The organism is Persicobacter psychrovividus, assembly GCF_036492425.1.
Lineage (GTDB): Bacteria > Bacteroidota > Bacteroidia > Cytophagales > Cyclobacteriaceae > Persicobacter > Persicobacter psychrovividus.
Genome location: NZ_AP025295.1, coordinates 43,384 through 69,598, shown reverse-complemented (window position 1 = coordinate 69,598; position 26,215 = coordinate 43,384). Strand labels below are relative to the sequence as shown.

At 39.8% G+C, this 26,215-nt stretch carries 20 protein-coding genes; 10 read left to right on the top strand and 10 right to left on the bottom strand.

Features of this window, described 5'->3' with window-relative positions; translation table 11 throughout:
- Positions 1-60: 60 nt before the first annotated feature.
- Both AABK40_RS19135 and AABK40_RS19130 read right to left on the bottom strand, forming a co-directional pair.
- Positions 61-1,362, bottom strand: coding sequence for an O-antigen ligase family protein (locus tag AABK40_RS19135; RefSeq protein ID WP_338398999.1), 1,302 nt, complete (start codon positions 1,360-1,362; stop codon positions 61-63).
- On the bottom strand, positions 1,346-2,905 hold the full coding sequence (locus AABK40_RS19130; protein ID WP_338398998.1) for a lipopolysaccharide biosynthesis protein: 1,560 nt from the start codon (positions 2,903-2,905) through the stop codon (positions 1,346-1,348). Before AABK40_RS19130 ends, AABK40_RS19135 begins: the two co-directional genes overlap by 17 nt.
- Positions 2,906-3,044: 139 nt before the next feature.
- On the opposite strand from AABK40_RS19130, the gene AABK40_RS19125 reads away from it, so the two are divergent.
- From AABK40_RS19125 to AABK40_RS19110, 4 genes are all read left to right on the top strand, one after another.
- Positions 3,045-4,232: a glycosyltransferase family 4 protein gene (locus AABK40_RS19125; RefSeq protein ID WP_338398997.1), complete on the top strand. Its 1,188-nt coding sequence runs from the start codon at positions 3,045-3,047 to the stop codon at positions 4,230-4,232.
- 305 nt (positions 4,233-4,537) lie between these two features.
- Positions 4,538-5,131, top strand: a complete 594-nt coding sequence (locus AABK40_RS19120; RefSeq protein WP_338398996.1) for an RHS repeat domain-containing protein — start codon at positions 4,538-4,540, stop codon at positions 5,129-5,131.
- A complete protein-coding gene (locus AABK40_RS19115; RefSeq protein ID WP_338398995.1) occupies positions 5,104-5,829 on the top strand; it encodes a hypothetical protein in 726 nt (241 codons plus the stop codon). The genes AABK40_RS19120 and AABK40_RS19115 overlap by 28 nt, the downstream gene beginning before the upstream one ends.
- Entirely contained in the window at positions 5,799-6,179 is a 381-nt protein-coding gene (locus AABK40_RS19110; protein ID WP_338398994.1) for a hypothetical protein, read from the top strand. The genes AABK40_RS19115 and AABK40_RS19110 overlap by 31 nt, the downstream gene beginning before the upstream one ends.
- A 301-nt stretch (positions 6,180-6,480) precedes the next feature.
- On the opposite strand, the gene AABK40_RS19105 is transcribed toward AABK40_RS19110, so the two are convergent.
- Complete coding sequence (locus tag AABK40_RS19105; protein ID WP_338398993.1) at positions 6,481-7,848, bottom strand: hypothetical protein; 1,368 nt, start codon at positions 7,846-7,848, stop codon at positions 6,481-6,483.
- 221 nt (positions 7,849-8,069) lie between these two features.
- Between AABK40_RS19105 and AABK40_RS19100 the strand changes: the two genes are divergently transcribed.
- Positions 8,070-8,357, top strand: a complete 288-nt coding sequence (locus AABK40_RS19100; RefSeq protein ID WP_338396827.1) for a transposase — start codon at positions 8,070-8,072, stop codon at positions 8,355-8,357.
- The gene (locus tag AABK40_RS19095) at positions 8,348-9,253 is read left to right on the top strand and encodes an IS3 family transposase (protein WP_338398059.1); all 906 of its coding nucleotides are present in this window, start codon (positions 8,348-8,350) and stop codon (positions 9,251-9,253) included. Before AABK40_RS19100 ends, AABK40_RS19095 begins: the two co-directional genes overlap by 10 nt.
- 719 nt (positions 9,254-9,972) lie before the next feature.
- Here AABK40_RS19095 and tnpC read toward each other — a convergent pair.
- The 4 genes from tnpC to tnpA all read right to left on the bottom strand — a co-directional run bounded on the left by tnpC (position 9,973) and on the right by tnpA (position 12,136).
- A complete protein-coding gene (gene tnpC, locus AABK40_RS19090) occupies positions 9,973-10,986 on the bottom strand; it encodes an IS66 family transposase (RefSeq protein WP_338398992.1) in 1,014 nt (337 codons plus the stop codon).
- A 36-nt stretch (positions 10,987-11,022) separates the two neighbouring features.
- Positions 11,023-11,439: a hypothetical protein gene (locus AABK40_RS19085; protein WP_338398991.1), complete on the bottom strand. Its 417-nt coding sequence runs from the start codon at positions 11,437-11,439 to the stop codon at positions 11,023-11,025.
- A gap of 167 nt (positions 11,440-11,606) precedes the next feature.
- The gene (gene tnpB, locus AABK40_RS23895; RefSeq protein WP_421953323.1) at positions 11,607-11,837 is read right to left on the bottom strand and encodes an IS66 family insertion sequence element accessory protein TnpB; all 231 of its coding nucleotides are present in this window, start codon (positions 11,835-11,837) and stop codon (positions 11,607-11,609) included.
- Entirely contained in the window at positions 11,831-12,136 is a 306-nt protein-coding gene (tnpA, locus tag AABK40_RS19080) for an IS66 family insertion sequence element accessory protein TnpA (RefSeq protein ID WP_338398990.1), read from the bottom strand. Before tnpA ends, tnpB begins: the two co-directional genes overlap by 7 nt.
- Positions 12,137-12,855: 719 nt before the next feature.
- Between tnpA and AABK40_RS19075 the strand changes: the two genes are divergently transcribed.
- Positions 12,856-13,044: a hypothetical protein gene (locus AABK40_RS19075; protein ID WP_338398989.1), complete on the top strand. Its 189-nt coding sequence runs from the start codon at positions 12,856-12,858 to the stop codon at positions 13,042-13,044.
- A gap of 71 nt (positions 13,045-13,115) precedes the next feature.
- On the top strand, positions 13,116-13,514 hold the full coding sequence (locus AABK40_RS19070; protein ID WP_338398988.1) for a DoxX family protein: 399 nt from the start codon (positions 13,116-13,118) through the stop codon (positions 13,512-13,514).
- A 70-nt stretch (positions 13,515-13,584) separates the two neighbouring features.
- Here the strand turns inward: AABK40_RS19070 and AABK40_RS19065 are convergent, their stop codons facing one another.
- A complete protein-coding gene (locus AABK40_RS19065) occupies positions 13,585-17,904 on the bottom strand; it encodes an Ig-like domain-containing protein (RefSeq protein WP_338398987.1) in 4,320 nt (1,439 codons plus the stop codon).
- 1,453 nt (positions 17,905-19,357) lie between these two features.
- On the opposite strand from AABK40_RS19065, the gene AABK40_RS19060 reads away from it, so the two are divergent.
- Together AABK40_RS19060 and AABK40_RS19055 are read left to right on the top strand one after the other, a co-directional pair.
- A complete protein-coding gene (locus tag AABK40_RS19060) occupies positions 19,358-20,233 on the top strand; it encodes a hypothetical protein (RefSeq protein ID WP_338398986.1) in 876 nt (291 codons plus the stop codon).
- A gap of 182 nt (positions 20,234-20,415) precedes the next feature.
- A complete protein-coding gene (locus AABK40_RS19055; RefSeq protein ID WP_332920247.1) occupies positions 20,416-21,945 on the top strand; it encodes an alpha-isopropylmalate synthase regulatory domain-containing protein in 1,530 nt (509 codons plus the stop codon).
- Between the two features lie 48 nt (positions 21,946-21,993).
- Here AABK40_RS19055 and AABK40_RS19050 read toward each other — a convergent pair whose 3' ends face one another.
- Together AABK40_RS19050 and AABK40_RS19045 are read right to left on the bottom strand one after the other, a co-directional pair.
- Positions 21,994-25,680: an ATP-binding protein gene (locus AABK40_RS19050; protein WP_338398985.1), complete on the bottom strand. Its 3,687-nt coding sequence runs from the start codon at positions 25,678-25,680 to the stop codon at positions 21,994-21,996.
- Positions 25,658-26,212, bottom strand: coding sequence for a condensin complex protein MksE (locus AABK40_RS19045; protein ID WP_332920245.1), 555 nt, complete (start codon positions 26,210-26,212; stop codon positions 25,658-25,660). Before AABK40_RS19045 ends, AABK40_RS19050 begins: the two co-directional genes overlap by 23 nt.
- Positions 26,213-26,215 lie beyond the last annotated feature (3 nt).

Genomic DNA, 26,215 nt, shown 5'->3' with positions numbered 1-26,215 from the left:
GGGTTTCACTTTTAGACCCGACTTATAAAGCCAGATGTCCATGAGGTCGTCTGGCTTTTTTTATACTGTAACTTCTTCCTCGGTTTCTTTTTCAGCTTCTTTTACCAAGATGTCCGGCTTGCTGAAGGCATAAAATGGTCCTTCTTTGGACATTTGCAAAGCCCCCAACATGGCAAAAAATACAGCCCCATTAAAATTATAAAAAGCATGGTCAAAAAATTGGGTAAAGCCAAAGCCAACAATCATCGCAATTCCCGCAAAAGACCATATATTTTTGTTTTGGATCGATTTAAATATAAACTGACCACTTGCCAAGCCAAAAATCAGGAACCCCACCACCCCATTTTCAAGAAATACCTGCAGGAAAGTGTTATGTGTATTATTCATAATCCATAGACCAGTCCCCCAATAAATGACTTCATCGCGAAAATAATTTTCTCCCCATCCAAATATCAGCATTCGGTAATCCGTCTGCGCGTGTTCCCACATTAAAGCCCAGGTGTTGTAGCGAATACCCGCATTCCCAGTCTCATTTGCATAGGTAGTTAAAAGTGGCGCCACTACTGCAAAGGTGATCAGCCCCAAACCAAATACCAAGCCCATTTTCAGCCATCGCCCTTTGGTAAAATTAAAATATAGAATGCAGCTCATAATCACTGTTGCGATCAACGCGCCACGGGAGAAGGTCAGGACAATTCCCATAAAATTAATCAACAGAGCGATGAGTACCCATTTACGATCAGATTCCCACCAATAGGCATAGAGAATAGGAAAGGTGATCACCAAAAATGAACCGAGATCATTGAAATGCCGGAAAGTTCCCGATCCTAAAACGGTGGATTTTGAAGCGCCAGGAATAATATACGCAAAATAATTTCGACTGAAACTATGCAACTCCTCTCCTACCAAATGCTCGAAATAAGGTACGCCAAACATAACCTGTGACGCCCCTATGCACGCTTCAAATACCGCCAAGGCCACCAATAGATTTATACACCAGCGGAATACTGTCTTATTCTCATTATGATAGAAAAGGTGATAGAAACACCCGCCAATAAGTGTATTAACCAGGATAATATAACCTGTGGCAAATCCACCAGGGAACCCCCTGACAAACAAAATATTCATCAGCCTGTAAAAAAAATATAGCGTCATGGCATTGAATACCACCTCTTCTCCCCTGTTGATTTTATACACGGAAACCAACATCCAAAACCCCGTTACGAGAATAGTGCAATAGGTGAAATAGTTGATGTCCTCCGCATGAGCCGCGGGAATAATTTGCAATACGGTCGTAAATAGCAAGAATAAAAAAAGTCCCTTCCGACCGTAAGTGAAAAGTGTATCAATTGTTATTTCCATTTTGTTGTAATGTTGCGTGCTGATAGTCAAATTTCATAAAGGCAAGTACTTGTGCCACAGGACCACCAGCCCTGATTTTACTTTCATAGGTGGGCAGTATTTTATCACTGATAAAATCCCTGAGTGGTTTATTGTAAGGCAGGCGAATGATAAAAATAAATATCAATAGCGCCGCCAGGCAACACAAAGCAAACCTTAGGAGCAATGGGATTTCCTGCTGATGTAACAGGTTGCTCAATCCAAAGCCCAAACCGCCTAATATTGTAGCGTTCATACTTCCAGGTATCAACTGTCGGCCTAAAGCTTTAAAGGTAAAAGGAAGCAATGGTTTTAAAAGTATAGCGAAGCCGACCATTTTTAGCCAATAACTGATGGTCATGGCCCAGGCAATACCCACTAAACCATAGGATTTGAATAAATAAATCAGGCCCGCCACGGCACTCAAATGCAAAATGGTGAAAATGCTTTTCGGCTTCAAATAGGCCGTTGCATCACATACAATGCCGCCAAGCGCCGCAATATAGTTGAAACCTATGCCGAGGGTCAGTACCCGAAAAACAGGCACCACGGAGAGGTATTTTTCTCCAAGAAGAATCAAAATGATTTCTGTGGCGGCACCAAAACAAAAACCCGTCAGGGATAAGATCAGGCTTGCCAGTAACATGGTAGATTGTAAATATAAACCTGAGAGCTTTTTCAAATCCGATTGAATCGTACTGAATGCAGGAAAAATGACTCTTGAAAGGCTGGTATTAATTTGAACCAAAGGCAGACGAATAGCAATGAGTGCCCGATTGTACAATCCGAGATTATAAAAGCCAAGGGTTTTACCGATCAGCAGGGTGTCTAAATTTGTTTTTAGAAACTCCATAAAACTAATCAGTGACACCTGAGAGCCATAAGATAAAATCGGTCGAAAATACCGAAACCCAAAAATCGGCTTCAGGCTGTGTTTCACCTGTGCATAAAGGGCGATCAGATTGAGGCCCGATTGCACGATGGCCGCATAAACCACACTCCATACCCCATAGCCCATCAATGCCAAGGTGATCCCCACCAATACATAACCGATAAAATAAGTGGACACCTCAGTAACCGAGAGTGTTTTGAATTTCATATGCTTGCGAAGCAAATTCTGTGAAATGGCTGTTACACCATTAATAATAAAAGTTACACCAAGCAACTGAATGATGGGAACAAGAGAAGGATTAGGTTCATCAAAAAGATGGATAAGATATGGTGCCAAAAAATAGATCAAGCTGTAAATGACCACCGAAAAAAGTAATGCAAGTGTGAAGGTTGCTCGGATATCGGTAGCGCTCAGGTCCTTTTTTTGAACAATAGCCGTTCCCAGTCCCATTTGAGCAAAGTAGCTGCCAAATCGAAGCACCACGTTGGCCATGGCTACCAAACCAAAGTCGACAGGGCTCAATAATCGATTAATGACCATAGTATAGACTACCTGAATCAGTGCACTAATAATGGTGGCTAAATAGCTCCATTTAAGTCCATTGATCGTTTTTCGCCCAAGGGATGAAGACATAAATGAGGAGGTTGAATGTAAGGGAAAGTTTACTTTTTATTAAAAATTATATGAATATCTAAACTTGATTAAGGAATTTTTGTTCCTAATATGAGGTAATTAAGTAGCCAGTAAACCACATTAAAAAATCCTCGCTCCTATGAAAATCGCAATTGCTTCCTGGGTAAATGTATCCTCTTTAAATGACTACTTTGACCACCCAGTGCCCAAGGAACTGGCGCATTTAGGCGCTCCCGCAACTGCAGTCACCAATATCATTAAAGGTTTGCATGAATTAGGGCATGAGATAATAGTATATACACTGGATTTCAGGACCGAAAAACGGCACATTTTCAAAGGAGAACGAATTACCTTTATTGTAGAAAAAGAGCGCCACAGGGCTCGTTACAAATTATGGGATGGTTGGAAATTTGAAACCGATCAAATTGCAAAACTTACCCATGAGTTTCCTGCCGACATCTATCATGCCCATTGGAGTTACGAATATGCTTTAGGCCTGATCAAGGCGAAGGTCCCACACCTGATTACATTTCGTGACGACTCATGGGAAATCCTGAAATATTTTAAAGATGTATATCGACTCGGGAAATTTAACCTCGATCGGCGCGTACGGGCAAAAGGAGAAAATTTCTCCGTAAACTCCATGTATTTACAGCAACAACTTTCAGGCTTTCGAAAACAGTTGCCTATCGTACCCAACCCCGTAAACCCTCATTGTATTCAGCCAAAGGCACGCCCTTTTCCACAACATAAAACCATTAAAATCATTAGTATCCTGACGGGTTTCCAAAAAAGGAAAAATCCCAAAAAGGCTTTGGAGGCTTTCTCCCATTTGAAAAAAATAATGGTAGAGGATCTTGAATTCCATATTTATGGTTCAGGCTTTGACCAAGGTCAGGCTGGATACGAATGGGCCCTTGCGCATCAGCTAACCGACAAGGTAACCTTTCACGGATATACCCCTTACGATCAACTGATTGCAGAACTCCCTAATTATGACTTGCTTTTCCACCCTGCCCTTGAGGAGTCTTTTGGAAATACCTTATTGGAAGGCATGGCTTTTGGCATTCCAGTGGTTGCAGGGCAGGATGCTGGTGCGGTGCCGTGGGTTTTGGCACATGGGAAAGCTGGACAATTGGTAGATGTTCACGATGCAAAAAAAATGGCGGAGGGAATAAAATCCGTACTGTTGAACAAAGAGGTTTACGAACGACTTACCCACGCTGGCTTGGCGCGTATCCACAACACCTTTGCCACCGCTACCATAGCACAAAAATATGTGGATCTTTATGACAAAATACTGAAAGACATTCCGCTTGAAGTATAAATCAGTTGCAGACCTATGCAGCAGGAGTGGCAACCAAATGATTTGCGATTGTCCAAAGATAGATGAGATATAAAAGATTTTCTAAATAAGCACGCGACGATGGTCAGTGCTTTTTTTGTATCGACGACACATTTAGGTGATTTCGGAGGAATATTGCCATCATACTCGTCAATCAATTTTAGGCATAATGCTCGGAATTCTTCAGAGTACTTCTTGTTATCATCGAGCCAATTGTTCAATAAATGTATGTCTTCAAGCTTTTTCATCGTTTTTTACCACTGGTTGTATAGGTATAACAAATTTGGGTGGAAAGTTTCTTCGTGATCTATAATAAGGGAATTACTAAAGTAGAATACAACTTCCTCAATTTACCTCAAAAGCTTATCGTTAATGGTGAGGAAATTACCTATCTTTATGATGCTGCGGGGAATAAGTTACAATTTAGTAATCTCGGTGGCAGTACGGATTATGTCGCTGGAATCCATTATGAAGATGGTGCCTTAGCATTTGTTCAACATAGAGAAGGGAAGTATGACTTAAAAGATAGTAAATATTTTTACAACCTAACCGATCATTTAGGGAACGTACGACAAGTCTTGAATAAAGATGGGGTGGTACAGCAATCGATAGATTATTATCCATTTGGATTGGTGGCTCATCAAAATGGTGGTACGGTTGGTAACAATAAGTACTTGTATAACAACAAGGAACTACAGGATAATACAGGCTGGTATGACTATGGTGCGAGGATGTATGATGCGCAGATTGGTAGATGGCATGTGGTGGATCCGTTTGTTGGGCTTTCGTTTAGTCAAACACCATATCATTATGTTTATAACAATCCGATAAACTATACTGACCCAAATGGGATGTGGACTGTGGAAAAGATGGTAGTATAAAATCGGATAGTGAAGAGGAAGCTCAAGCTTTATTTAGAGCACTTCAGGCTCAGCAGAATCATAATGATGGTTTTGAGCTTATCGTGGATACTTATGAAGGCGGAAATAAAGGAGATGAAGCATTTCGATTTGTTTCTAATGATGGTAAAATGACTCAAATAGCTTATCAAATGACTGACAGAGGAACAAGCCATAAGCATAGTAGTGGAGACTCTTGGTCATTTGGTGGTTCATTTATTGCAGGGGTAGGAGCTGAGTTTTCAGTAGGTAAAGTTTATGATGGATACGGTAATAGTAATTGGTTTTGGAATATTAATGGCGGATTTGGATTTGATATAGGAATTGGCTTTTCCGCATCGGAAGTATCAAGTTTATACAGAAATAGACCGTTTGAAGTAAATGATTGGGAGGGTGAAGGTGGTGGCTATTTTCTAGGCTCAGAAAATCTTGCGGATTTATCATTTGCTAAATCTTGGAATACTCCAAAAGAAAATCGTAGGAATATGTTAAAATTCTATCATGCCACTAATCCTAGAAAAGTTGGGACTACTTATAGAGCTACGGATGTAGGTATTCCATTACTTGGTGGTTTTGATGAATTATCCTTTCCAGTATCAGGAGCATATACATTTGGTGTTACAAGGTTTTTTTTTAAAAAATATATAGTATGTCAAAAAAATCAATATCAATTTTGTTAGTTTTAGCATATGTATTATTTTTCTTCATACAAGAAAACTTTGAGAATCCATATGTTAAAAATGAATATTTTTATTCATTAAGCTTCAAAGGAAAAATAGAAGATAAAAAACAATTATCAACTGAACATAATATTGCGAGGTTTAGTATTGTGAATGATTCAAGTAAGTTGATGATTGCTTTACCAAACAACCCAAACGAATTTTTTGAAACTATACAAGAAGGAGATTTCATATATAAAAGAAAAAATAGTATCTATTGTTATTTGATAAGAAATAGGGATACCATAAAATTACAGTTTTCCTTCCCTGAGGGAACGCCTTTAGATACTATAGCTTCATTTAATAATTAGAGTGTATAAAATAGGCCTCTCAGCAACGCTAAGTTTGGAATTTCAAAACTGAAGGTAACAAGTTCGAGGCATTCACTATTCAAAACACCACAACAGATCATGGACACCATCCATGATCTGTTTATTTTTATATTGATCACAAAAACATCAATCATGAAATACAAAACACTCTTTTTGCTCTTATTCATTTTCACTACTATGAAGTAAACACCCAGTCAAACTCACCCCTCAAAATTCTGAGGTAACAACGCCTCCAACTTATCCTAGCCTGTCGAATATTTTCAAAAAACATGTACACGAGTTAAGCAGCCATTTGAACGCTCATCATTGCTTTTGCCACGGCTTCCTTATCTTTGATTTCTGCCACTTTTACGGTGTCAAATCCTGAAACAAGTTCGGCAATTTCATTTTCTTTCACAAAAAATAAGGGAATGGTCAGCAAGTGGTTGGTGCACATTTTCTGTGGGTGGCTGCTCATTTTTGATTTGTACTTTCCGAATACGCTTTCGATGATAGCACTGCAACAAAAAGGGATGTCTTCACCAATCGTTTTATAGGTTTTATGAAAATAATGAGTGATTTTTTCTCTGAATATAGTTGGCCGATCCCCTTCGAGTTCTTCCATTTTTTGAGTTAATTTCAAAATAGTTTTGTGACTTATCCCTTCCGTTCTGCCAACCGACAATATTTCTTTGATCACTGGGGTCAAAGATATCAAATCCTTGATGAAAGGTGTATGATCACTGATTTGGAGGAGGCTCAAAGCCGCACCTTTGCTTTCTTCGGCGACATTTTTCAGCTCAGGACCGACCTTTCTAAACCACTTTTCATATTGCCCAAGCTGATGAAACCTACAATGATGCCTTACTTTTGGAGGGGCCAAATGTGCATATTCCCCACACGCTAAATCTTTTCTGAGTTCACCAACCCATTTGATGAAATTCTTGTAATCATCTGTATCGTTATATAGATTTTTCAGTGTCCTTGATACTTCATGGGTGATATCCGAAACATGATCAAGCCCCAGCAAGGCTGTAGCCTTAAGTAAATTAGAACCTTTATCGCTTAGGACATATTGAATTTTCAGCTTCTGAACGAGTGGTTGAAGTTCCTTATAAATTACATCTGCCGACCAACCTTTTTTCGCACCAAGATAAACCAAGTGACAGTCCTCAAAACGTAATGTACGCTGCTGGTCAGAAACCGACACAGGAACGGCAAGTACCAAAAACAATTTCTTCCCGTTGAATGAAATGCTTTCATCACAAATCAAAACACATGGCCGCTCAGGTGAAAATGGTTCGATGGCCTGCATTCCTGCTTTTTTTAACCAATTATCAATCGTCGAATGGTCAGGGCATTTACTATCTATGTGCATTTGTTGAATGAAAATACGCAATACCGTCTCACTATCACGAAGGCTCATGCTGGTTTCAGTATGTAAAATTAAAGCCAAAGTAATAATGGCCGAACAGTAGCTGTGGTGCTTGATTTTTTTCCCACCAAACTCCGACTTGTTTTTAGACTTTTCCTCTTTGTACATCTTTTCCCAAAAGGAAGCCCGAGCCTTATATCTTTTAATTTTGATACTGTCGTTTCGCCTTTTTCGTTTGGCTCTTTCTGTTGACTTTTTCTTTTTTAGAGATTGTTTGTTATTTTTAAAACTCAAAGCGATTCTGGTAAGGTTGAATGACGGTTTGGACACTCAAATTTAACCTTTTTTTTGGAATCGCTTTTTTTGTGAATTTTCGACAGGCTAGGCTACAGCAAGGAAAAAAATATCAGCACCTAACCCAGTTTCACTGGCGTTGCTTTCAGTTTTTTATGCTTATTATAATTACCCCAACAATTCAGACAGCAAGTTAAAATAATATACTAACTTGTAAATCAATGAAAAGCAGAAGAAAATTTAGCCCCAAGTTTAAAGCCAAGGTAGCACTTGAAGCGATCAAAGAACAACAAAGCACAGCGGAACTTTGTCAGAAATATGAAATCAGTCCTGCACAGATTGGCCAATGGAAACAACTTTTTTTGGAGAATGCATCGAGTGTTTTTGAAAAAGGGAGTAAGGCTATCAAGCAGGAATCTGATCATGAAGGAGCGTTAAATAAATTATACTCTAAAATAGGACAACTTCAAGTTGAGAATGATTTTTTAAAAAAGGCCTCATCGAAGTAAAGAGCGTTACCGAAAGACAGGTGATGGTCGATGAGGAACATGCTGATTTAAGCATTAGACGTCAATGTGAGCTTCTCCAAATTTCTCGTTCGGGCTGGTATTACAAGCCAAAAGGGGAAAGTGAATTGAATCTTGAATTGATGCGTGTAATTGACAAAGAATACCTTGAGCATCCTTTTCGAGGGGTACCTTCTATGACTTCGTTTTTGATTAATGATTGCGGTTATCCGATCAATAAGAAGCGAATTGAACGTCTGTACAAAGTCATGGGGCTTCGTTCTCTTCTTCCTGGTCCGCACACTTCAAAACCTTCACCTGAAAATAAAATATACCCCTATTTACTTAGAAACCTTGAAATAACCCATTCAAATCAAGTTTGGGAGACGGATATCAGCTATGTTCCTATTGCAAAAGGGTTCATGTATCTGATGGCTGTGATTGATGTCCACTCTCGATATATTGTAGGCTGGTCACTCTCAAACACCATGTCAGCAGAGTGGTGCCGCAATACAATTCAAGAATGTATTAACAACCATGGCGCTCCTGAAATTGTCAATACAGACCAAGGGAGTCAATTTACGAGTGATCTCTTTACGGGCTATCTCTTAGGCCAAGGAGTAACTATTAGCATGGATGGAAAAGGTCGAGCAACCGACAATATTTACATTGAACGATTTTGGCGAACGGTCAAATATGAAGATATTTATTTGAATGAGTATCGCGATGGATTAAAGCTGCAGATAGGACTTATCGAATATATGAACTTTTACAATAACGAAAGAAGGCATAGCTCAATCGATGAGAAAAGGCCCTGCGATCTTTACCAATCCAAGCCGCACTCAACAACATCAGAAGCAAAAGTAAGCGCTTCCTTAGAATCAGTCAAGGGCGGGTAAATGCTCCTGCCGCAGGCGCAACACAGGAGCACCCTTGACAAGATTCACTGAAGCACTTGATAACTCGCTCAGATGTTTTGAGTTCAAGGGAAAATAATTTAAATAGCAGAGATGGCTGTCTGAAGATTGGGGGAAATTATATATGATGGTAGTGTAAAACATGTAAAAAGTATGCGAAAACATGATAAAAAAGCTAAAGAGGCTAATAGGACTATTAAAAAATGAAGAAAATAATCGAAGCACTAAAAAGTTTTATCATTATTCTAATGGTTACATTACTATGGGAATATATAATTATATATTTTACAAGCAGTGAATTTGGTATGTCTGAGATTGGAGAAATCATTTATATATCTATAATAGTTTGGTTAATAGTTTTTTTTAGACAAAAGTCAAGCTGAAATATGTCTTTCCCTGAAATAACTTGGCAGTTTTCGTTCACTTTTTCATCAGGTATACATTGGGGGTAATTGTATTTTACTAAGTTTAATGGTTTTAGATTACAATTCGAGAAGTTGCAGCATTCCCATGGAGAATTTTAAAAATGATGACAAACCAAGTTTGAGGCTTACACTATTCAAAACATCACAACAGATCATGGACACTCTCCATGATCTGTTTATTTTTATACTTATCACAAAAACATCAACTATGAAATACAAAACGCTCTTTTTGCTCTTATTCATTTTTACTACTATGAAGTAAACACCCAGTCATACTCACCCCTCAAAATTCTGAGGTAACAACGCCTCCAACTTATCCTTAGGAGTTGTGTGGATATTTTCAAGAACATGAGTAAGCCATTGCATTGGGTTCACACCATTGAGTTTACATGTGGCAAAGAAGGAATAGAACATCGCGGCCCATTGTCCACCACTTTCTGAACCTACGAACATATAGTTTTTGCGTCCAATGGCGATTGGTCGGATTTGATTTTCTATTAAGTTATTGTCAGGCAACAACAGCCCATCTTCAGCATAGTTGACCATTCGATCAAACATGTTGAGGAAATATTGAAAAGCTTTGCCTAAATCCTGTTTTGGGGTGGTATATATTGCATTTTCTTTGATCCATTCCTTTAAATCCATCAGAATTGGAAGGATCTGCTCTTTTCGTTTTTGCTGCCGGACGGAAGCCTCTTTTTCTTTGAGCGCACGCTCGATCTCGTAAATTTTTCCTATTTCGTTGAGCGCATATAAGGCTCTTTTTTTGTCATTCTTTTGTGCCTCGAAGAATTTTCGACGAATATGAGCCAGGCAGGCAACCAATGTTACTTCTTTGTGATTTCCCAAGTAATCATAACCTGCGTAACCATCAACCTGAATATATTTTCCGGTGAAGTCATCAAAAAAATTCTTCGCATGCACAGCACCTCGTCCACGGTTGAACTGAAAGCAAGCAATTTTTTCACATGGTGCATGATACGCCCACATATAGGCTTTCACGGCACCACCTTTTTTGCTGAGTTTGATCGAGGTTTCATCAGCCTGCACATAATTGGATTGCTGTACCTTTTGAGTCAGAAGTTGATACAATTCTTCAAGCAATTCAGCTGACTTTTTGATCCAATTGTTGATGGTCGAATCTGATATGACGATCTGATCCCGCTTGAACATCTGGATCAGACGATAAATCGGTAGGTGATCCACAAATTTGCTGACCAATAAATAAGAAAGCAACGAAGCGGATACATTGCCCTTCGGAATGGGAATTCGTGAGGGATAATCAGCCATTAATGACTCAAACCGCTCATCCTCCAAAGGGATCACTTACTTCTGCCGATGAAAACAAAGTTTGATTAGCTTCGACGGTTGATAGTCCAGTACTTCAATCACTTCCGTACCGATTTTTTGGGCATTCTCGGGAAGGTTCTCGGGCTTCAAGTAAATATCCTTGGTCGGTAGATCTTTCGGAAGCACCAACCTTTTGGCTAATCCTTTTTTACTGGACTTTTTCTTAGTTGTATTTTGAGTAGATTCCTCAACAGGGGTGTCTATGATTTGTTGCCCGCCAAAAAGTATTTCAGTTTGCTTTTCATCCACCACTTTCCCCTTAGGCATCCGCTCTGACCTCGAGCCATTATGCAATTTCAAAAAATAACTGAGTTGTTGTTCCATCACCTCAAAACGGTGTTTCAGATCGTTATGATCCTTGAGTAAGTCATTATATTTAGAGGTGATGTCCATGACTAAATATAATCAAAAACAGCCATTTGAGCTAATTAGCGACTGTTTTTAGACTGATATCGCTTCCTATTTTTTCGTTTTTCCAAACCGATACCTTCGAGCATCATCATGACCGTTACATGAGATATTTTTAAATTGGTAGCCCCATCATCCTGCTTTTTAGGAAGTTAAATACGCCCTTTTTCCAATCGTTTGAAATAGATCGCAAAGCCATCGCCTTCAAAACGAAGTAATTTGATCATATTTCGTGACTTATTGACAAAAATATAAATATTCCGATCCATTGGGTTTTTATCCGTACAATTCCTTATCAAACCGCAAAGCCCATCGAAACTCTTCCGCATATCCGTTGGCTCACTGAATAGAAATAATGAATCCTTTGGTCCAACAGCTAACATGAGTGAATGATATCAGTTAAACGTTCCATTGATGAGTCTGCTGGCATGAAAATTTTGACGCCATTGGGAAAATGAATTTCAATTTCACCCTGCGTTACTTTTTCCTTCTGCTCTGAAGACCAATCCACCTCAAGTGAGTGAAATTGAGAAGAGCTTGAGGCCTTTTCCTTTTTTAAACGCTTCCATTTATAAAAACTCGCCTGACTGATGTCTTCGGATTCACAAAATTTCCGAATACTCAAGGAGGAACATTCCCACTTTTCGACTAAAGCTATCTTTTGTTTTTCACCTCTTTTCATAACTGAATTGATGTTAGTTAAAGAGGAAATTTCGGGAAGTTATTGGGGATATCAAATATGGGGGTTGGCGGGGTGTTTACATTTCGGAGGTCTATCTTTGATGCCTTCTATTACATATAATTTCATAGAACCCATCAAACTATGGATTGATTACTATACCGTAGGTAAGCACCGATTTGCGGATGGTAAAATCACGGTCATAAGAATGCAAAAATACGGCTCATCAAATCTACCTCAATTAAACCGAGGTTATCACCTCCTCCCAAACAGGCCCTTCCATTCCTCATTTTCAGCTCAATAGCTACCCAGTACCGAATATCACACATCATCAGCAAACTTACATTTCCACTCCTATAGTCACGCGACTGACTTATCCGCCATTGTTTGCCGACAATATCGAAAACCATACCACCGAATTAGCGTCTTCATAAGCCTGAAGGTTGATTGATCCCGAAAATCAGAAATTCAGCTTTTTGCAGCTTCGGCTCTTTTCCTACACCAAACCAATTCCAAAAAATTCGATTATTACCTGTAACAATACATGTGTATGTAATTCTTTAACCAGGAAAAAAAGGAGTAGAAAGCATGAATTCAGTTAAAAATCGCCGTTTGATCATCAATCACAGTAGATTCATCCGCATTTTAGCGCAAACATAATCTTCACCGTATCAAAAGCTTACATATTTCCGTTTATAATAATGTACCAATTTACTTCCTATATGAACACAAACACATTTTTAGAAAACATCATCGCTATTGTATTTTTCGCCGCTGTTTTAACCTTTGGTAAGTATGTAGAAAGACATGCCAGTGACATGCAGCAAGTTGCCATCGAACTGAAACAGGAGATTATGAATAACTTATCAGAAACTGTCGAAAATACGGCATTAATATCTTCTGAATTATAATATAGCCCGAAAGGGAAAATGATACACGATTTCAAAGTGTATTTGGTATCTTTGCAAAAAAAAGATACTTCATGTTTAAAATTTATACTGAGGTTTGCTCAGTGGATCTGGCCCTCTTATTACTCCGTATTGTTAGTGCGGGTTTATTGTTAAGATTGTCAATACATAAAATCGCTAATTTCAAGAAGGTAAAGGAAAATTTTCCGACTTTCTGGGGATTAAGCACGATTTCCAGCTTGCGATTAACATTAATTTGCCAATGTATTTTCGCACCGATGTTAGCATTAGGTTTATTATTCCCTATTGCTGCAAGTGGATTAACAGCAATGTTTTTAATTGTTGTTTTCGATATTCACAAAGGTTGGAAATTTGAAGATCATGAGTTTGCCTTACATTATTTGATTATGTATGCTATTTTACTGATCAGTGGTCCTGGAAAATGGGCGTTAGACACTTTGCTATTTCATTGATCAGAAAAAATAAGCTTACAAAAAAAGTCCTGTCGTTTTGACAGGACTTTTTTATTGATCAAAATTTTTCTTAGAACTTCATAATTTTAGTCGTTTCATCCGTTTGACTTCCGATTACACGGACAAAAAAGACGCCTTGACCAAAATTACTGGTAGAAATTTTTTCATTGATGGAAGTGGCATTATTCAATTCTTTATGATAAACGGCCACCCCGCTCATGTCAACAATAGTAATTGACTGATATTTTACATTTTCTTGGGCTGTATAAACAACATTCAGATGATCCTGGACGGCCGTAGGATAAACTTGACCATCTACAGGTTTATTTGGTGTTTCGCTATCATTGATGACCGTAATGTTGATAATTTCTGATGAAACTGTTCCATCTTCAGTGATCATTTCAGCACGCAGTTTGTAAGTGCCTGCTTCTTCAAAAGAAACAGAAGTGTTGAAAGGAAATTCACTTAGCTCATCCACGATTTGATTATCAACATACAATAAAACTGATGAAACACTTTTTGCTACCGCTTCAATTTGAACTGAAATTGATTCGTTCGTAAAATGTTTACTGTCTTCTATCGGGTTCAAAATCGCAATATGCTGATCAACTGCCTGCTCCACAGTAATGGATACCGCTGCTGAAGTCGCCACCAGGCTATTCTGATAATATGCTTTTGCCTCAACCGTATGAGCACCTGCATTTTCAAGCAAATATTCCGACGCAAAAGGAAGTTGATTTACAGATTCAACCACATTGCCATCAATCAAATAATCTACGCGGTTAACATCCCCCTGACTTAATTCCACAGCCAGTGGCATACGATCCTGAGGTGCAAAAACTTGCCCATTTGTAGGATTAACCAATCGAACGGTAACCTGCGTTTTAGGAACCATATTAAAGCTGACTGATTTTGTCTCCTGTGTTTCATTGTCAAGATACACTCTCGCGACAGCTTGCTTAAGCCCTGTTCCTGCAATTCTAACAGAAGCCGTAAATGGGGCTTCGCTACGTTCTGCAACTACTTCATCATCCACCAAATAAGCTACTTTTTTGACCAAATTCAGGTTATTAGTACCAATGGCAAAGCTCACGGCTTCCCCCTCGTTATAAGAGGCGCCATCCAAAGGCTGCGATAATGCAAATACTGGAAGAGCGACCACGTTGACCGATCTAACAATTTCGTCAACGACGCTGGTACCACGATAAGCCACCGCCTTAATCTGATGCGTTCCAAGCTGACTAAAGGCTGCGGAAATCTGGTAAGGAGAAGCATCAGTCTCCCCTATTTGTTGATTACCATCGAAGTAAACCACCTTCGTCGGCACAAACCCATCAGCAACAACTTCAAAATTATAAGCCTTATTGATCAACATTTCTGATTGATCACCAGGTGTCAACCATGCAATAGTGCCCAATTCCTCTACCTCAATCGTAATTTCTGCAGATTTAACCACTTCACGTGCTTCGCTGTCATAAGCCACAGCCTGCAATTTCTGACTTCCAGGGGTACCGAAAGAAGTAATGACTTCATAATTAGGCCCATCACTTACTGAATGAAGCATTCTTCCATTTGCAAAATACTTCACCTCATCCACCTGATCCGTTCCTTTGATATCGACTTTGAGTTTAACAGAATTACTGACCCCAAATTTGTCTCCATCATTTGGTGCAACAAAACTCATCACCGCATTATCTGGGCTCGTAACTTCGATATTCACCTTATTCGTTGCTTCCCCTAAAAGAAGCTCATTGGCACCGTAAATTTTTGCGGTAACGATGAACGCTCCCGCCTGATTCAATGCTGCAACAGCGGAAAAAGGAACTGCTGAAGCCGATACAGCCTTATTTCCATTCAAGTAATAATCTACCCGAGCGATGTGCTTAAAGTCTCCTGAAATGCCCAAATCAACTTGATCACCCACTTCAAATACCTGTCCCTCTGTCGGGTTACTGATCGATACCGAAATGGATGACGGATCAGTTACCGTGATAGTTCGCTGAGGCGTAACCGCTACCGTTTTACCATCAATGATTGATTTTGCAGTAATATTAATCTCTCCTGAAGCTTCAGGCACATAGTTCAATGCATAAGGTGCAGTTGCTACACGTCCAACTTCAGTACCATCAAAATAATAGGCGACGTAATCAATTGTCGAAGAATTTGGAGTGGCTTGCAATTTCAATTGATGCCCATTCACCATTTCGAGACCATTTTCAGGGCTGTTCCACGCAATGGAAGCTTCTTCAAGCACATGTATAGTATGGGTGGCCGACTTGGCAATTTCTTTACCGTCTTTCATCGCCAACGCCTGTACCTGATAATCACCCGCTTCATCAATACTTTTTACAGCGTCTTCATCAGAGGCAAAAGGCTTACCGTTCAGGTGGTACTCCACCTGATCAGCCTGAGCATGCTCCAATGTCGAGCTGAAAGAAATCTGTTCGTTCACGTCGTAGCTCTTTCCATTAACTGGCGTATTCAAAGTCAGAATCGCTTCATCAGGTTTTACTACATGAAATTTGATTTCCGAAGTAGCCAATAAATGCGTTCCCCAATAGCCTTCCGCCTTCAGTGTGTGATCTGCGGTTTGAGCAAGGTCAAGCTCCATGTCAAAAGGTTGCTCAGTGGTATTTACCAACTGACCATCCAAATAGAATTTCACCTGGTCGATAAACTTCTTATTGCCTTCCAGCTGAACTTTTACTTTAGAACCGATAACAATTTTTTGACCTTCCACAGGGTTTGCAATGTTCATTACCACTACCGATGGATCTACCACAACCAACGTTCGCTGATTGGTTTCAGCAACGAGTTGATCGTTATAATAACTTTTGGCAACAAAAACAGCCTGCGCCTGATCAAATTTATATTTTACAGCAAATGGTGCCTTCGTAGCGGTACCAACCAACTGATCGTTACAATAGAAATCTACTTTGTCCGGGGTGAATTCTCTTGGCTCTACCTGAATATCTGCGGTACTTCCCATCAGGTGAAGGCTACCCTCCGCAGGATGGTACCAGGCCAATTCACCATGTACTTCATTTACTGTAATCTTGTGAGCGGTAGAAGTTGCCACCTCTTTTCCGTCATCATAGGATTTGGCGGTGATCATTTTAACGCCTGCACCTCTAAACACATGTGTGGATTTAAAATTATTTCCACCATTATTTGAGGAAGTCAGCCAATGATCTCCACCGAAATAAGCCACTGAATCTACTTCATGTCCTGTAGTGTTCACCTGAAAGTCAACGGTTGCTCCAACATTGAATTCCGCATTGTTTTCTGGCGAAGTCAAGCTCACCCCATAGGTTGGCTTGGCATGGTTAAGCAGCTCTACACCCGCAACCACTGGATTGTCTTTACCCGAAATCCTTGTGAATGACAAGGTCGCTTTGTTGGCGGTAACATGAACAGGAACCTCAACAAATCCACCAACTTCAAAACCGAAGGCGGCAACAATATCAAAATTTTTCTTTACGGTTTGTCCGTTCACATTAATGTCAAACACACGGTCACCAATATTGGATGTTCCCTGGTAAGCATCTGCCATATAAATACGCAATGTATAATCCCCATTACGCATTGGGAATTCATAACTCATTGCACCAGAAGTACAGTATCGTTGTGTCTTGAAAATATCAGTATTCAGGTCATTCACATCCACCATATCAGCAAATTTACTGATGGTCACATTTGAAGTGTGGGATGCACCGCCATTCTGTAGATAAGCAGAGGCCGCTGCTTTACTATCCTGACTCCATTCCATTGGAACATCACTCACATGATTTCCTCCTGCATTCACTCGATACAAAATATCAGATGCCGTAACAGTATACACCAAGTCATTTGTTACCGTACCACCTGCTGTATTTTTTGCCTCAACAACGATTGTTCCTTTATCGGCGCCATTAACAGGAAGACCAACCACCAAAGCATCATTAACGATTTTGGCAGTGGTTGAAGCCCCAGAATTAGATTTGATCGTATAGGTCAATCCGTCGCCTTTAAAATAATCACTCAAAGGAAAAGATTGATCGGGAAGATTGTGCGCCCAGGCCATTACAGGAAACGGTTTGGTTACCTCAGGCTTATCAGGAGCCGCAGCACCCATAGTAATTTTATAATGATGTGTTTTTGAAGAACCACTCTTCGCCTTGACCGTCAAAGAACGGTCAATAAGAAAGGAAACTGTATTTTTACCTCCTTCAGATCCATTGCCAGGCTCCGAACCATCCGTTGTATAATAAACATTATTACTCGAAGACAAGGTAACGCGCAGTTTGGTACCCTCTGTTCGTGTAGCGAAGTTAATTTTTTGTGCCAATGCTGGAAAAACCAACAATAAAGAGAAACACAGAAAACTTAGAAGAAATTTTTTAAAACTCATAAAATTCATGGTAATGTGGCCTGCAACTTCTTTGCTTTGGTGAGCAAAAAAAGATTCTAAAAAACACAAATGTGTTAAGCGTTTATCTTAACTCATTTATGACTCTTTGAAATCGCATATAAAAATCGAAACTATATATAATCATCATGTTATTCTAAATTGACAAATACTCATTTTTTAAATAAATAATTCGAGTGCTAAATGAGCCCTCACTATTTAAAGAAAAAATATAGATAATTGATTCAATCGAACCCTTTAATATGACCATCAACATACTAAATAGTACTATCTCTCGATTAGTATAATTATGATGATTGATTTAAAATATTACACTGAAAAAAACACAATAAATTCTGTCTTTCAGCACCTTAGGAACGACACAAAGTTAGAAACTTTGCCTAAGAGGACAAATGGAAACTGAAAAAAGAGATAAATTCTCTAATTTAATCAGACACTTTTTACCTCAATATTACCTGATGATTTTTTGACTATTTCATCAGAAATATACTTGAAAGGATAAGCTTCAATACACAGTTGGCAATAATTAATCCAACAAACTGAAAAAAATGACTACAGCCCTAATTCCTTAAAATATTAAAAATAGATATATAAATATTGAGTAATTTTCTGATGAATCACTCAGACAATTGGCCTCAAAATATTTTCATATGAGGCATATTCAAATTTCTTAGAAGAACAATACAAAATGGGCAATTATACATCCTAAAATAGCCCCATTCATAAAAGTTATACAATTAATCATTAATTATTACTACTCTTCATTTTCAGAAAATAAGTCAAAATTCCCTGCGAAACCTGTTGTAAAATAAATGGGAATTTATTGTTTAAACCCCATCAATAAGATCTTCATAAAGTAACATCAGGTCGAGAACTTACCTGAAAGCCAAGCTGAAAATATCCCTAAATGATTGTTTTATGCCTTAAAATGAACATTTTACAGATTTAGGAAAACATTTTTTAGACTGAAAAAAAACTGTTTTGATGAGGTTGGAATGAGAAGGTGATTAATAAATATCAATGTTGAAATTCAAACTCGACATTATTTAAGCATTTTAAAATCAATAGCTTAGCGGGGAAAGTTTGGCTGAACATTTAAAAACAGACCGAATTTATTCTTATTCAAAGATAAAAAGTGTGATTTTCAATAAAGTCATTTGGTTATCAGGTCAAACGTAGTGAAGGTTTAGGAAATCAAACATAAAATATAGACTCTCCACACTCATTAAACAATTCCAGCGTTTTGAATTGAAGGCAACGTACCGAATAAAAAATAATCTACCTGCCACATTTATAGCTAAAAATTTTACGCCCAAGGATTTTAACCAAAATTAACACCATCAGCCGATGCATAGTAATCTTTCCATCAGAACTTTTTACTTATCTAATTTTTATATAATTTTAACCTCAATATCGTCAGCCCAAATATTTATTCATGAGGAAGTCCATTTCGCCAGTTTTTATTTTCCCTTTGGCATGCCTGCTTATTATAGGTATGGGCGTTTGGGGAAAAAGAACCATTTGTAGTAATGCAGATTACCAGGCGACCTCATCGAATACTTTTGTGGACAGCATTCCTTCATCACGGAAGGCGGAAATTATAGCCCATGCCCAGGAAATGGCCAAGCTGTATCTACGTCATCCCTCTTTCAAACAAAGCAAACAACAACGATGGGTGTGGTCTTTTGATATCGACGATCTTCAGGAAATCAAGAATTTCAAGGCCGTTTTAGGGCAGGATGAAAAAATCATTGTCGGTATCATCAATAACCTTCGATCCATTCATGAGGAACTCCAAACGTTCCTACCACCTTTGGCGGCTTTCAATCCGCAAGAGGCTACTTTATTCGATAATGAGTTTGATAAAATCATTGGAAAAAATGCCAAAGGGGGACGTCAGCCGTGGACACGTCTTTTACAAATGAGGTTTAAAAGACCTTTTGAAGTGCCCGCCTCCCAATACGACCACCTATATAATAATGTGTATTCGATCAACAGGTATGTGCTGTTGGAAAATCTTGAAAGAGCGGAGCAATTTATAAATTACATCCACAATGATGCGCATATTATCGACGATATTGAACAGCAATTACTCGATCTGCCCCACGACAAGGTGGTCAGTAATTTAATTGCCATCAATTATAAGCAAAGCATACAGATTGATGCCTTCGAGGTGATTAACCAATTTCAGTTTAAAGTGAAATATGGTGCTTTACCAGACGACCGTCAGGAGGTGTTACTAAAATATATGTTCGAAAGAGACCAGTTTCACCTGATCATGCCATCGCCAATTGCGGAGCATATCGATTAAGCCTATCCCAAAACGCAACACAAGCACCAATTTATATTAGGCAAATTAGCTGAAAGTCGGACATTTCCTCCCAATGCGGCAATTCAAGCCATATTTAATTCATTTAAATGGATAAATATCAAAATAATCACTCAAGTTATTAGATATTTTATTTACTTTAATGTCTTTTAAACGCAGGACGAATGAGAATCGAGATAATGGACACAACGCTCCGAGATGGGGAGCAAACGTCAGGGGTGGCTTATACTCCTGCCGAAAAATTAACCATCGCCAAATTGCTTCTTGAAGAGGTTAAAGTGAATCGGATAGAAGTGGCGTCTGCACGCATCAGTGAAGGAGAAAAAGAGGCGGTACGCAGAATTACCCGTTGGGCAAAAGAAAATGGTCACCTGGAAAATATTGAAATTCTTGGTTTTATAGATAAGGGGCGTTCCCGCAACTGGATTTTGGAGGCAGGGGCAAAAGTGTTGAATTTGCTTTGCAAAGGCTCACTCAATCACCTGAAGTACCAGTTGAAGAAATCCCCCGAGCAGCATATTACTGATATCAGGAAAGAAGTGCAGGAAGCGGTAAAGGCGGGCTTGTCGGTCAATGTATATTTGGAAGACTGGTCAAATGGCATGAAAAACTCTCCTGAATATGTCTTTCAACTCATGGACGCCCTCAGGTTTGAACCCATTGACCGCTTTATGTTACCTGACACCCTCGGCATTTTGAATCCGGTGCTTATTGAAGAGTACATCGTGATGATGCGTGAAAGGTATCCAAAGCTACACTTTGATTCTCATTGCCATAATGATTACGATTTGGCTGTCGGGAATACTTTTTCCGCGATCAAGGCAGGAGTAAATGGCATTCATTGTACAGTGAATGGGCTTGGGGAACGAACGGGAAATACACCATTGGCGAGTATCATTGGCCTGAAAGACCATATGCAGCTTGAGTGTAGTGTTGATGAGCGCAAACTGACGAAAATTTCAAATATGGTCGCTGTTTTCAGTGGCATTGAAACACCATCAAATCAGCCAATCGTTGGGAAAAATGTCTTCACGCAAGCCTGTGGTGTCCATGCGGACGGGGATGTAAAAGGTAATTTATACAAGAATGATTTATTGCCTGAACGTTTTGGCAGACGAATGGAATATGCTTTGGGGAAAACCTCAGGAAAAGCCTCCATTCAGAAAAACCTCGAAGATCTCGGGATCATTCTTTCCCCGGAAAAAATGGCCGAAGTTACACAACGGGTCGTTGAGTTGGGCGATAAAAAATCGTTGATCACCCAGGACGATCTCCCATATATTGTTTCTGATGTATTGGGCAACACGATGGAGGGCAAGGTTAAAATCCACAATTATTATTGTACACTTGTACATAATATGCACCCTGTGGCGATGCTTAAAATTGAAATCGAGGGGGAAGTTTACGAGGAAAATGCCAAAGGTGATGGTATGTACGATGCTTTCATGAATGCGCTGAAGAAAATTTATGATGAGCACATTCAGTTGCCGTTACCAAAACTGACCAACTATCGTATTCATATTCCACCAGGCGGAAATACTGATGCCCTCGTAGAAACGACCATTAGTTGGGACGATGGCAGACAGCAGTTCAAAACCCGAGGTCTTGATGCTGACCAGCAGGCGTCAGCCATTATGGCCACCATGAAAATGCTCAACAAAATTCACCGGGAAGATTTCACCTACAATAAATAAAAAATGGCACTTGTTTCCGCAAGTGCCATTTCTGTTTTCAATCTACAATCAGGAGGCTTCCTGTTGCTCTTCGCCAATAAGCTCGATCACTTGAATATGGTCATCCTCTCGGTGCACCTTATAAACATGCTGATAGATCAGTGGATCATTTTCGTTCGGGGAACCAAAAATCAAGCGGATGTTTTTATCATTGGTGAAATTGATCAGTTCACGAAGGTAGCGATCCGACAATTTCCCCACCTCATCAATCATACAATGTATGCAATAGTTACTGTCGGTTCGGAAAGCATTCAATTTAAATACATTCAGCAGAGTAATGTAGATCATCGCCTTCACCATCACATCAGTTCCTTCGGAGCCCACATTCGATAATCTTTCCACCCAACCGGTATCATTATTATTTTCTTCAACCCTGAACCAAAGGTCAAAAGTATCATGGATTGAAATGATTTTTTTGGGGGCATCATCAATGGCTGATTTTAATTGTGTCAGTAACTTAATCGACTCCTGACTGATATCTTCGGACAGCCCTTTATTGAACATGCCCGCTTGCGCCCCAAACTGATGATCTTCGGTCAATTTTTTTATTTTCCGCATCAGTTGAATCACGCCCGCATTTTTCTCCCGAAAGTCCAGCTGAATACTTTTAACTACGCCCACAAAATTACTCGATTCAAAATCAGCATTGATCTGAGCAATTACCGCATGAATTTCTGTAGAGTGGGTGGAAAAATCCTTCACCTCCCGAGCGATGTCATTGATCGTATCTGCATGCAATTTCTCCAATTGCTTACGTGCCAGCTCCACCATATTATTGGTCACGAATGGCTCCAAATGGTAGCGCACAAAATCAAGATAATCCTGATCTTTCTCTAATTTTTTCGGGAAATTCAAGAAGTTATTCAAAGAAAACAAGCCTGTAAATTTATTCAATTTACGCTGTAACTGAGTCGTTTCAACCGTCAGCCTGCTGAAATGGCTATTCATTAAATGTATACTTTCTTTGAGTTCCAACCCTTGGGTGTTCTCCCCTTTCGGATGATCAATCAAATGCTGATAAACATGGTAAACTGAATGCGCTCCGGTTTTGAAATATTCAAAATCCTGCGCAATCAGGGCGTTCAACTCTTTTCGTAACTGTCGCTGTTGCCCCATTTGCATTTGAAGTTCTTTAACCGCCCTTTTACCACCTGCAGATTTCAGTCGGAAATCCTCCGCCAACTGATTGACCTTGCCTTCGGCATCTGCTAACTTTCTAACATTATCCAGTTCAACATCAAGGTAACGTTCCTGCGCAAACTTATAACGGTTCACCAATTCAATGGCCTCATCGTCAATTTCCTCCAACTCGGCTGTCAGCGTTTCAATTTGATGTTCGAGCATCCGAACACGATCAGGATCGATGCCTTTCCCTGCCATTTGGGCATCGCGATCCTTGCGTATATCCTCTTTTTCTTCTTTCCACAGCTTCAAACGCTCATTGGCCTCTTGGGCAATTCCCTGCAATTGTTTGGAGCAATGTTCTTCCGCCTGCGCCAAGGTGGTACGATGACGCCCCTGAAGCGCCAGCAACTCCTCCTTCTGTTGCTGCTTTACAGCCTGTAATTGCTGTTCCGCTCCTTTCAACGCTCCCTCAACCTCATCCAGCTGAAGGTGTATCTGATGCAAATTTTCTGCGTGAACCGCCTGCTCTTTTTGCGACAGCGCATCAACTTCCAACTTCAGGTTTTTTACCTGCACCTGACAACGTTCCTGATCATAGCGCAACTGATCGACCCGATTCTGTAGCTTCTTCACCGGTAATCCTATCGCCTGTTGAAGCTCTTCAGACTCTTTCAGAAAGTCAGCTTCGAGCTGCGACAACTCTACCTCAATACTTTTCAACTGTTTGGAAAAACCTTTTTTTAGTGCTTCGAGCTGTTCGATAGAATGCGACGTGCTCGGCAAGTCTGCCAGATTAAGCGACAATCCAAACAAGTTATTCGACTGATCGGGATCAAAGGCAGGCGAAAGATTTTTCGAAAACAGAACTTCTTCTTTCAGCACTTTGCCCAAATGTGCTTCCCAGCCATCGACCTGCTCATGTAAAAAAGAAAGCAACGACCCCTCATATCCTTTCAGCTGCGTTTCAACTTTGTGAAGTTGCTCCTCGATACTGACATAAGATTTCTGCAGGCGCTTTTTCTGTGCGTGAGTATCTGACTCCAGATGCTTCACCTTTAGCGCATAAAGTTCTTTTTTACTGCTGATTTCCTGCAACAGCATTTTATGTTCATGATCCCAGCTGAGTCCCTGCTGCTCAAGATCCCCAATTTCCTGAAGTAATTGCTGATGCTCCTTCGATACCAAAGGTTGCTTTTCTACCCCTCGCAGCTTGCTCTGAAGATCGGTGTACTGCGCACGTTTTTCCGCAACTTCCTTTTCATAAGGCACAATTCGTTGTAAAAACTGATCCTCAATCTCCAATTTTGTCTGCTCAAAAAGCTCATTCTCGGCCGTTTTAGCCTCTAATAATGTGGCCTGAGCCAGGTGCCTTTTTTCGGAAAACTGACTTTCGAAAGCTAATTTTTCATTTTCAAGGCGGGCAAGTTTATTCTCAAAGTATACCGCAACATCCTGAACTTTTCGGCCTGTTTCCTCCAAAGAAGTTTTCAGCTTGATCAATTGTTTTTCTTTCAGCGACTTGCCTTTTACCTTATTCACCAACGTCTCAATATCCTTATCCTTAAAGAAGGATTTCAATCGCTCCGTTTCCGCCAGTTCATTTTTAAGCACGGCAATTTCACCATTCAAGCGACCAAGCTGTTCATCATAGGTAGTTTGCAAAGCTTTCAGCTTCCCATCTTCTTCAGTCATCTGTTGCTGAAAACCTTCCATATCCGTATCAATACGGTCAATTTTGGCCCGGACTTCTTTCAATTTATGCCCTAAATTGGTCGCAGTAGTATCGAGCGTATGCTTTAATTCTTCCAGCTCATTAAACTGACGAATAATCTCTTTAGCCACATCTTCCTGCGACTGATAACTATCAAGATCTTTGAGGTCGTTTCGGAAACGGGCGAGTTGTCGCTCAATAACAGACAAATCGAGTGGCTTGATGGATTCATAAAACACGGCATCAATAATTGATTTTTTGATGTAGTTTGAATCCAGACGAGAGCTGCGGAAAATATTCGAAATCGCCAAAGGGATATTGTTGGTCTTTCGCTTTTGCATTCCCGAGTGCATTTTGAAAAGGGCGAAACGACGCCAGATTTTCTCTGCCCCTGCCCCATAAAGAATCTGACGCAAATGACCTAACCGCGTAATTTCCTCAGGAACGATAGCTACCCCTGCTGACTGAATATTCTGCCAAACTTCTGCCTGATCGTTGGCCTGATAATCAGAAATAAACCAATCACGCTGATAAGCCGACTCAACAAACCGCACGTGCAAACGCCCATTTCGCTTGTAAAGCACCAAACAATATGGCCCTGCCTCGTGATTGACCTCATAAATAATATAAGAGTCTGAACGCTCGAAGTAATACTCAGAAAATGCCTTCTGATCTTCCCGAATCCCCAAATCTCGCTTTCGGTCGCTGGGATTATAAAAAAACAGAATCGCCCGTAAAACGGTGGTTTTCCCAAACCCATTCGAGCCCACAAAGTGAATATTTCCATCCAAGGCAACTTCGCTGTAAGCCACCGAAGCACTATTAATAAATATCAGCTTATTTAGTTGTCTCGTCTTCATCAATATCAATGAGTTTAATCAAATCCAGTAAGTAATTATAGGCAGAAAGCACCTTGTAGTCTTCGCGTTCATCATCTTCACAGATGAAAAAACCCCGATCGGTCATCAGCTTAACCACTCGTCTTGCTTTATCATAATAGGTGCTTCCCTCAGGGATGATCACCTTCAGCTGATCACTCAAATTGGTATCCACCTTGCACTTTTGTTCCAGGTCGGAAGTTGAAAATCGATAGCCTTCACCAAAACCCTGAAAATAATCGGCAAAAAATGCCAATATGTCGATATACTTATAAAATCGCTCCAACTTTTCCTCCGTAGCATACTTTTGCTCCTCACGGGTAAAGTAGAAATAATTATGCCCATGCTGAAGGTGGAAGCCCAAGGCAAGGTAATATTCATGAAGTTGCTCAAAATGCTCCTCTACCTTACCATAAAGTTTTCGGTGTTCCAAACGGCTGGTATTTGCGCTCAGAAAGCCTCCCCGACTTAAAACATCGAATACAGGAGCAATTATTTTTTTTATATTTTCCATCAG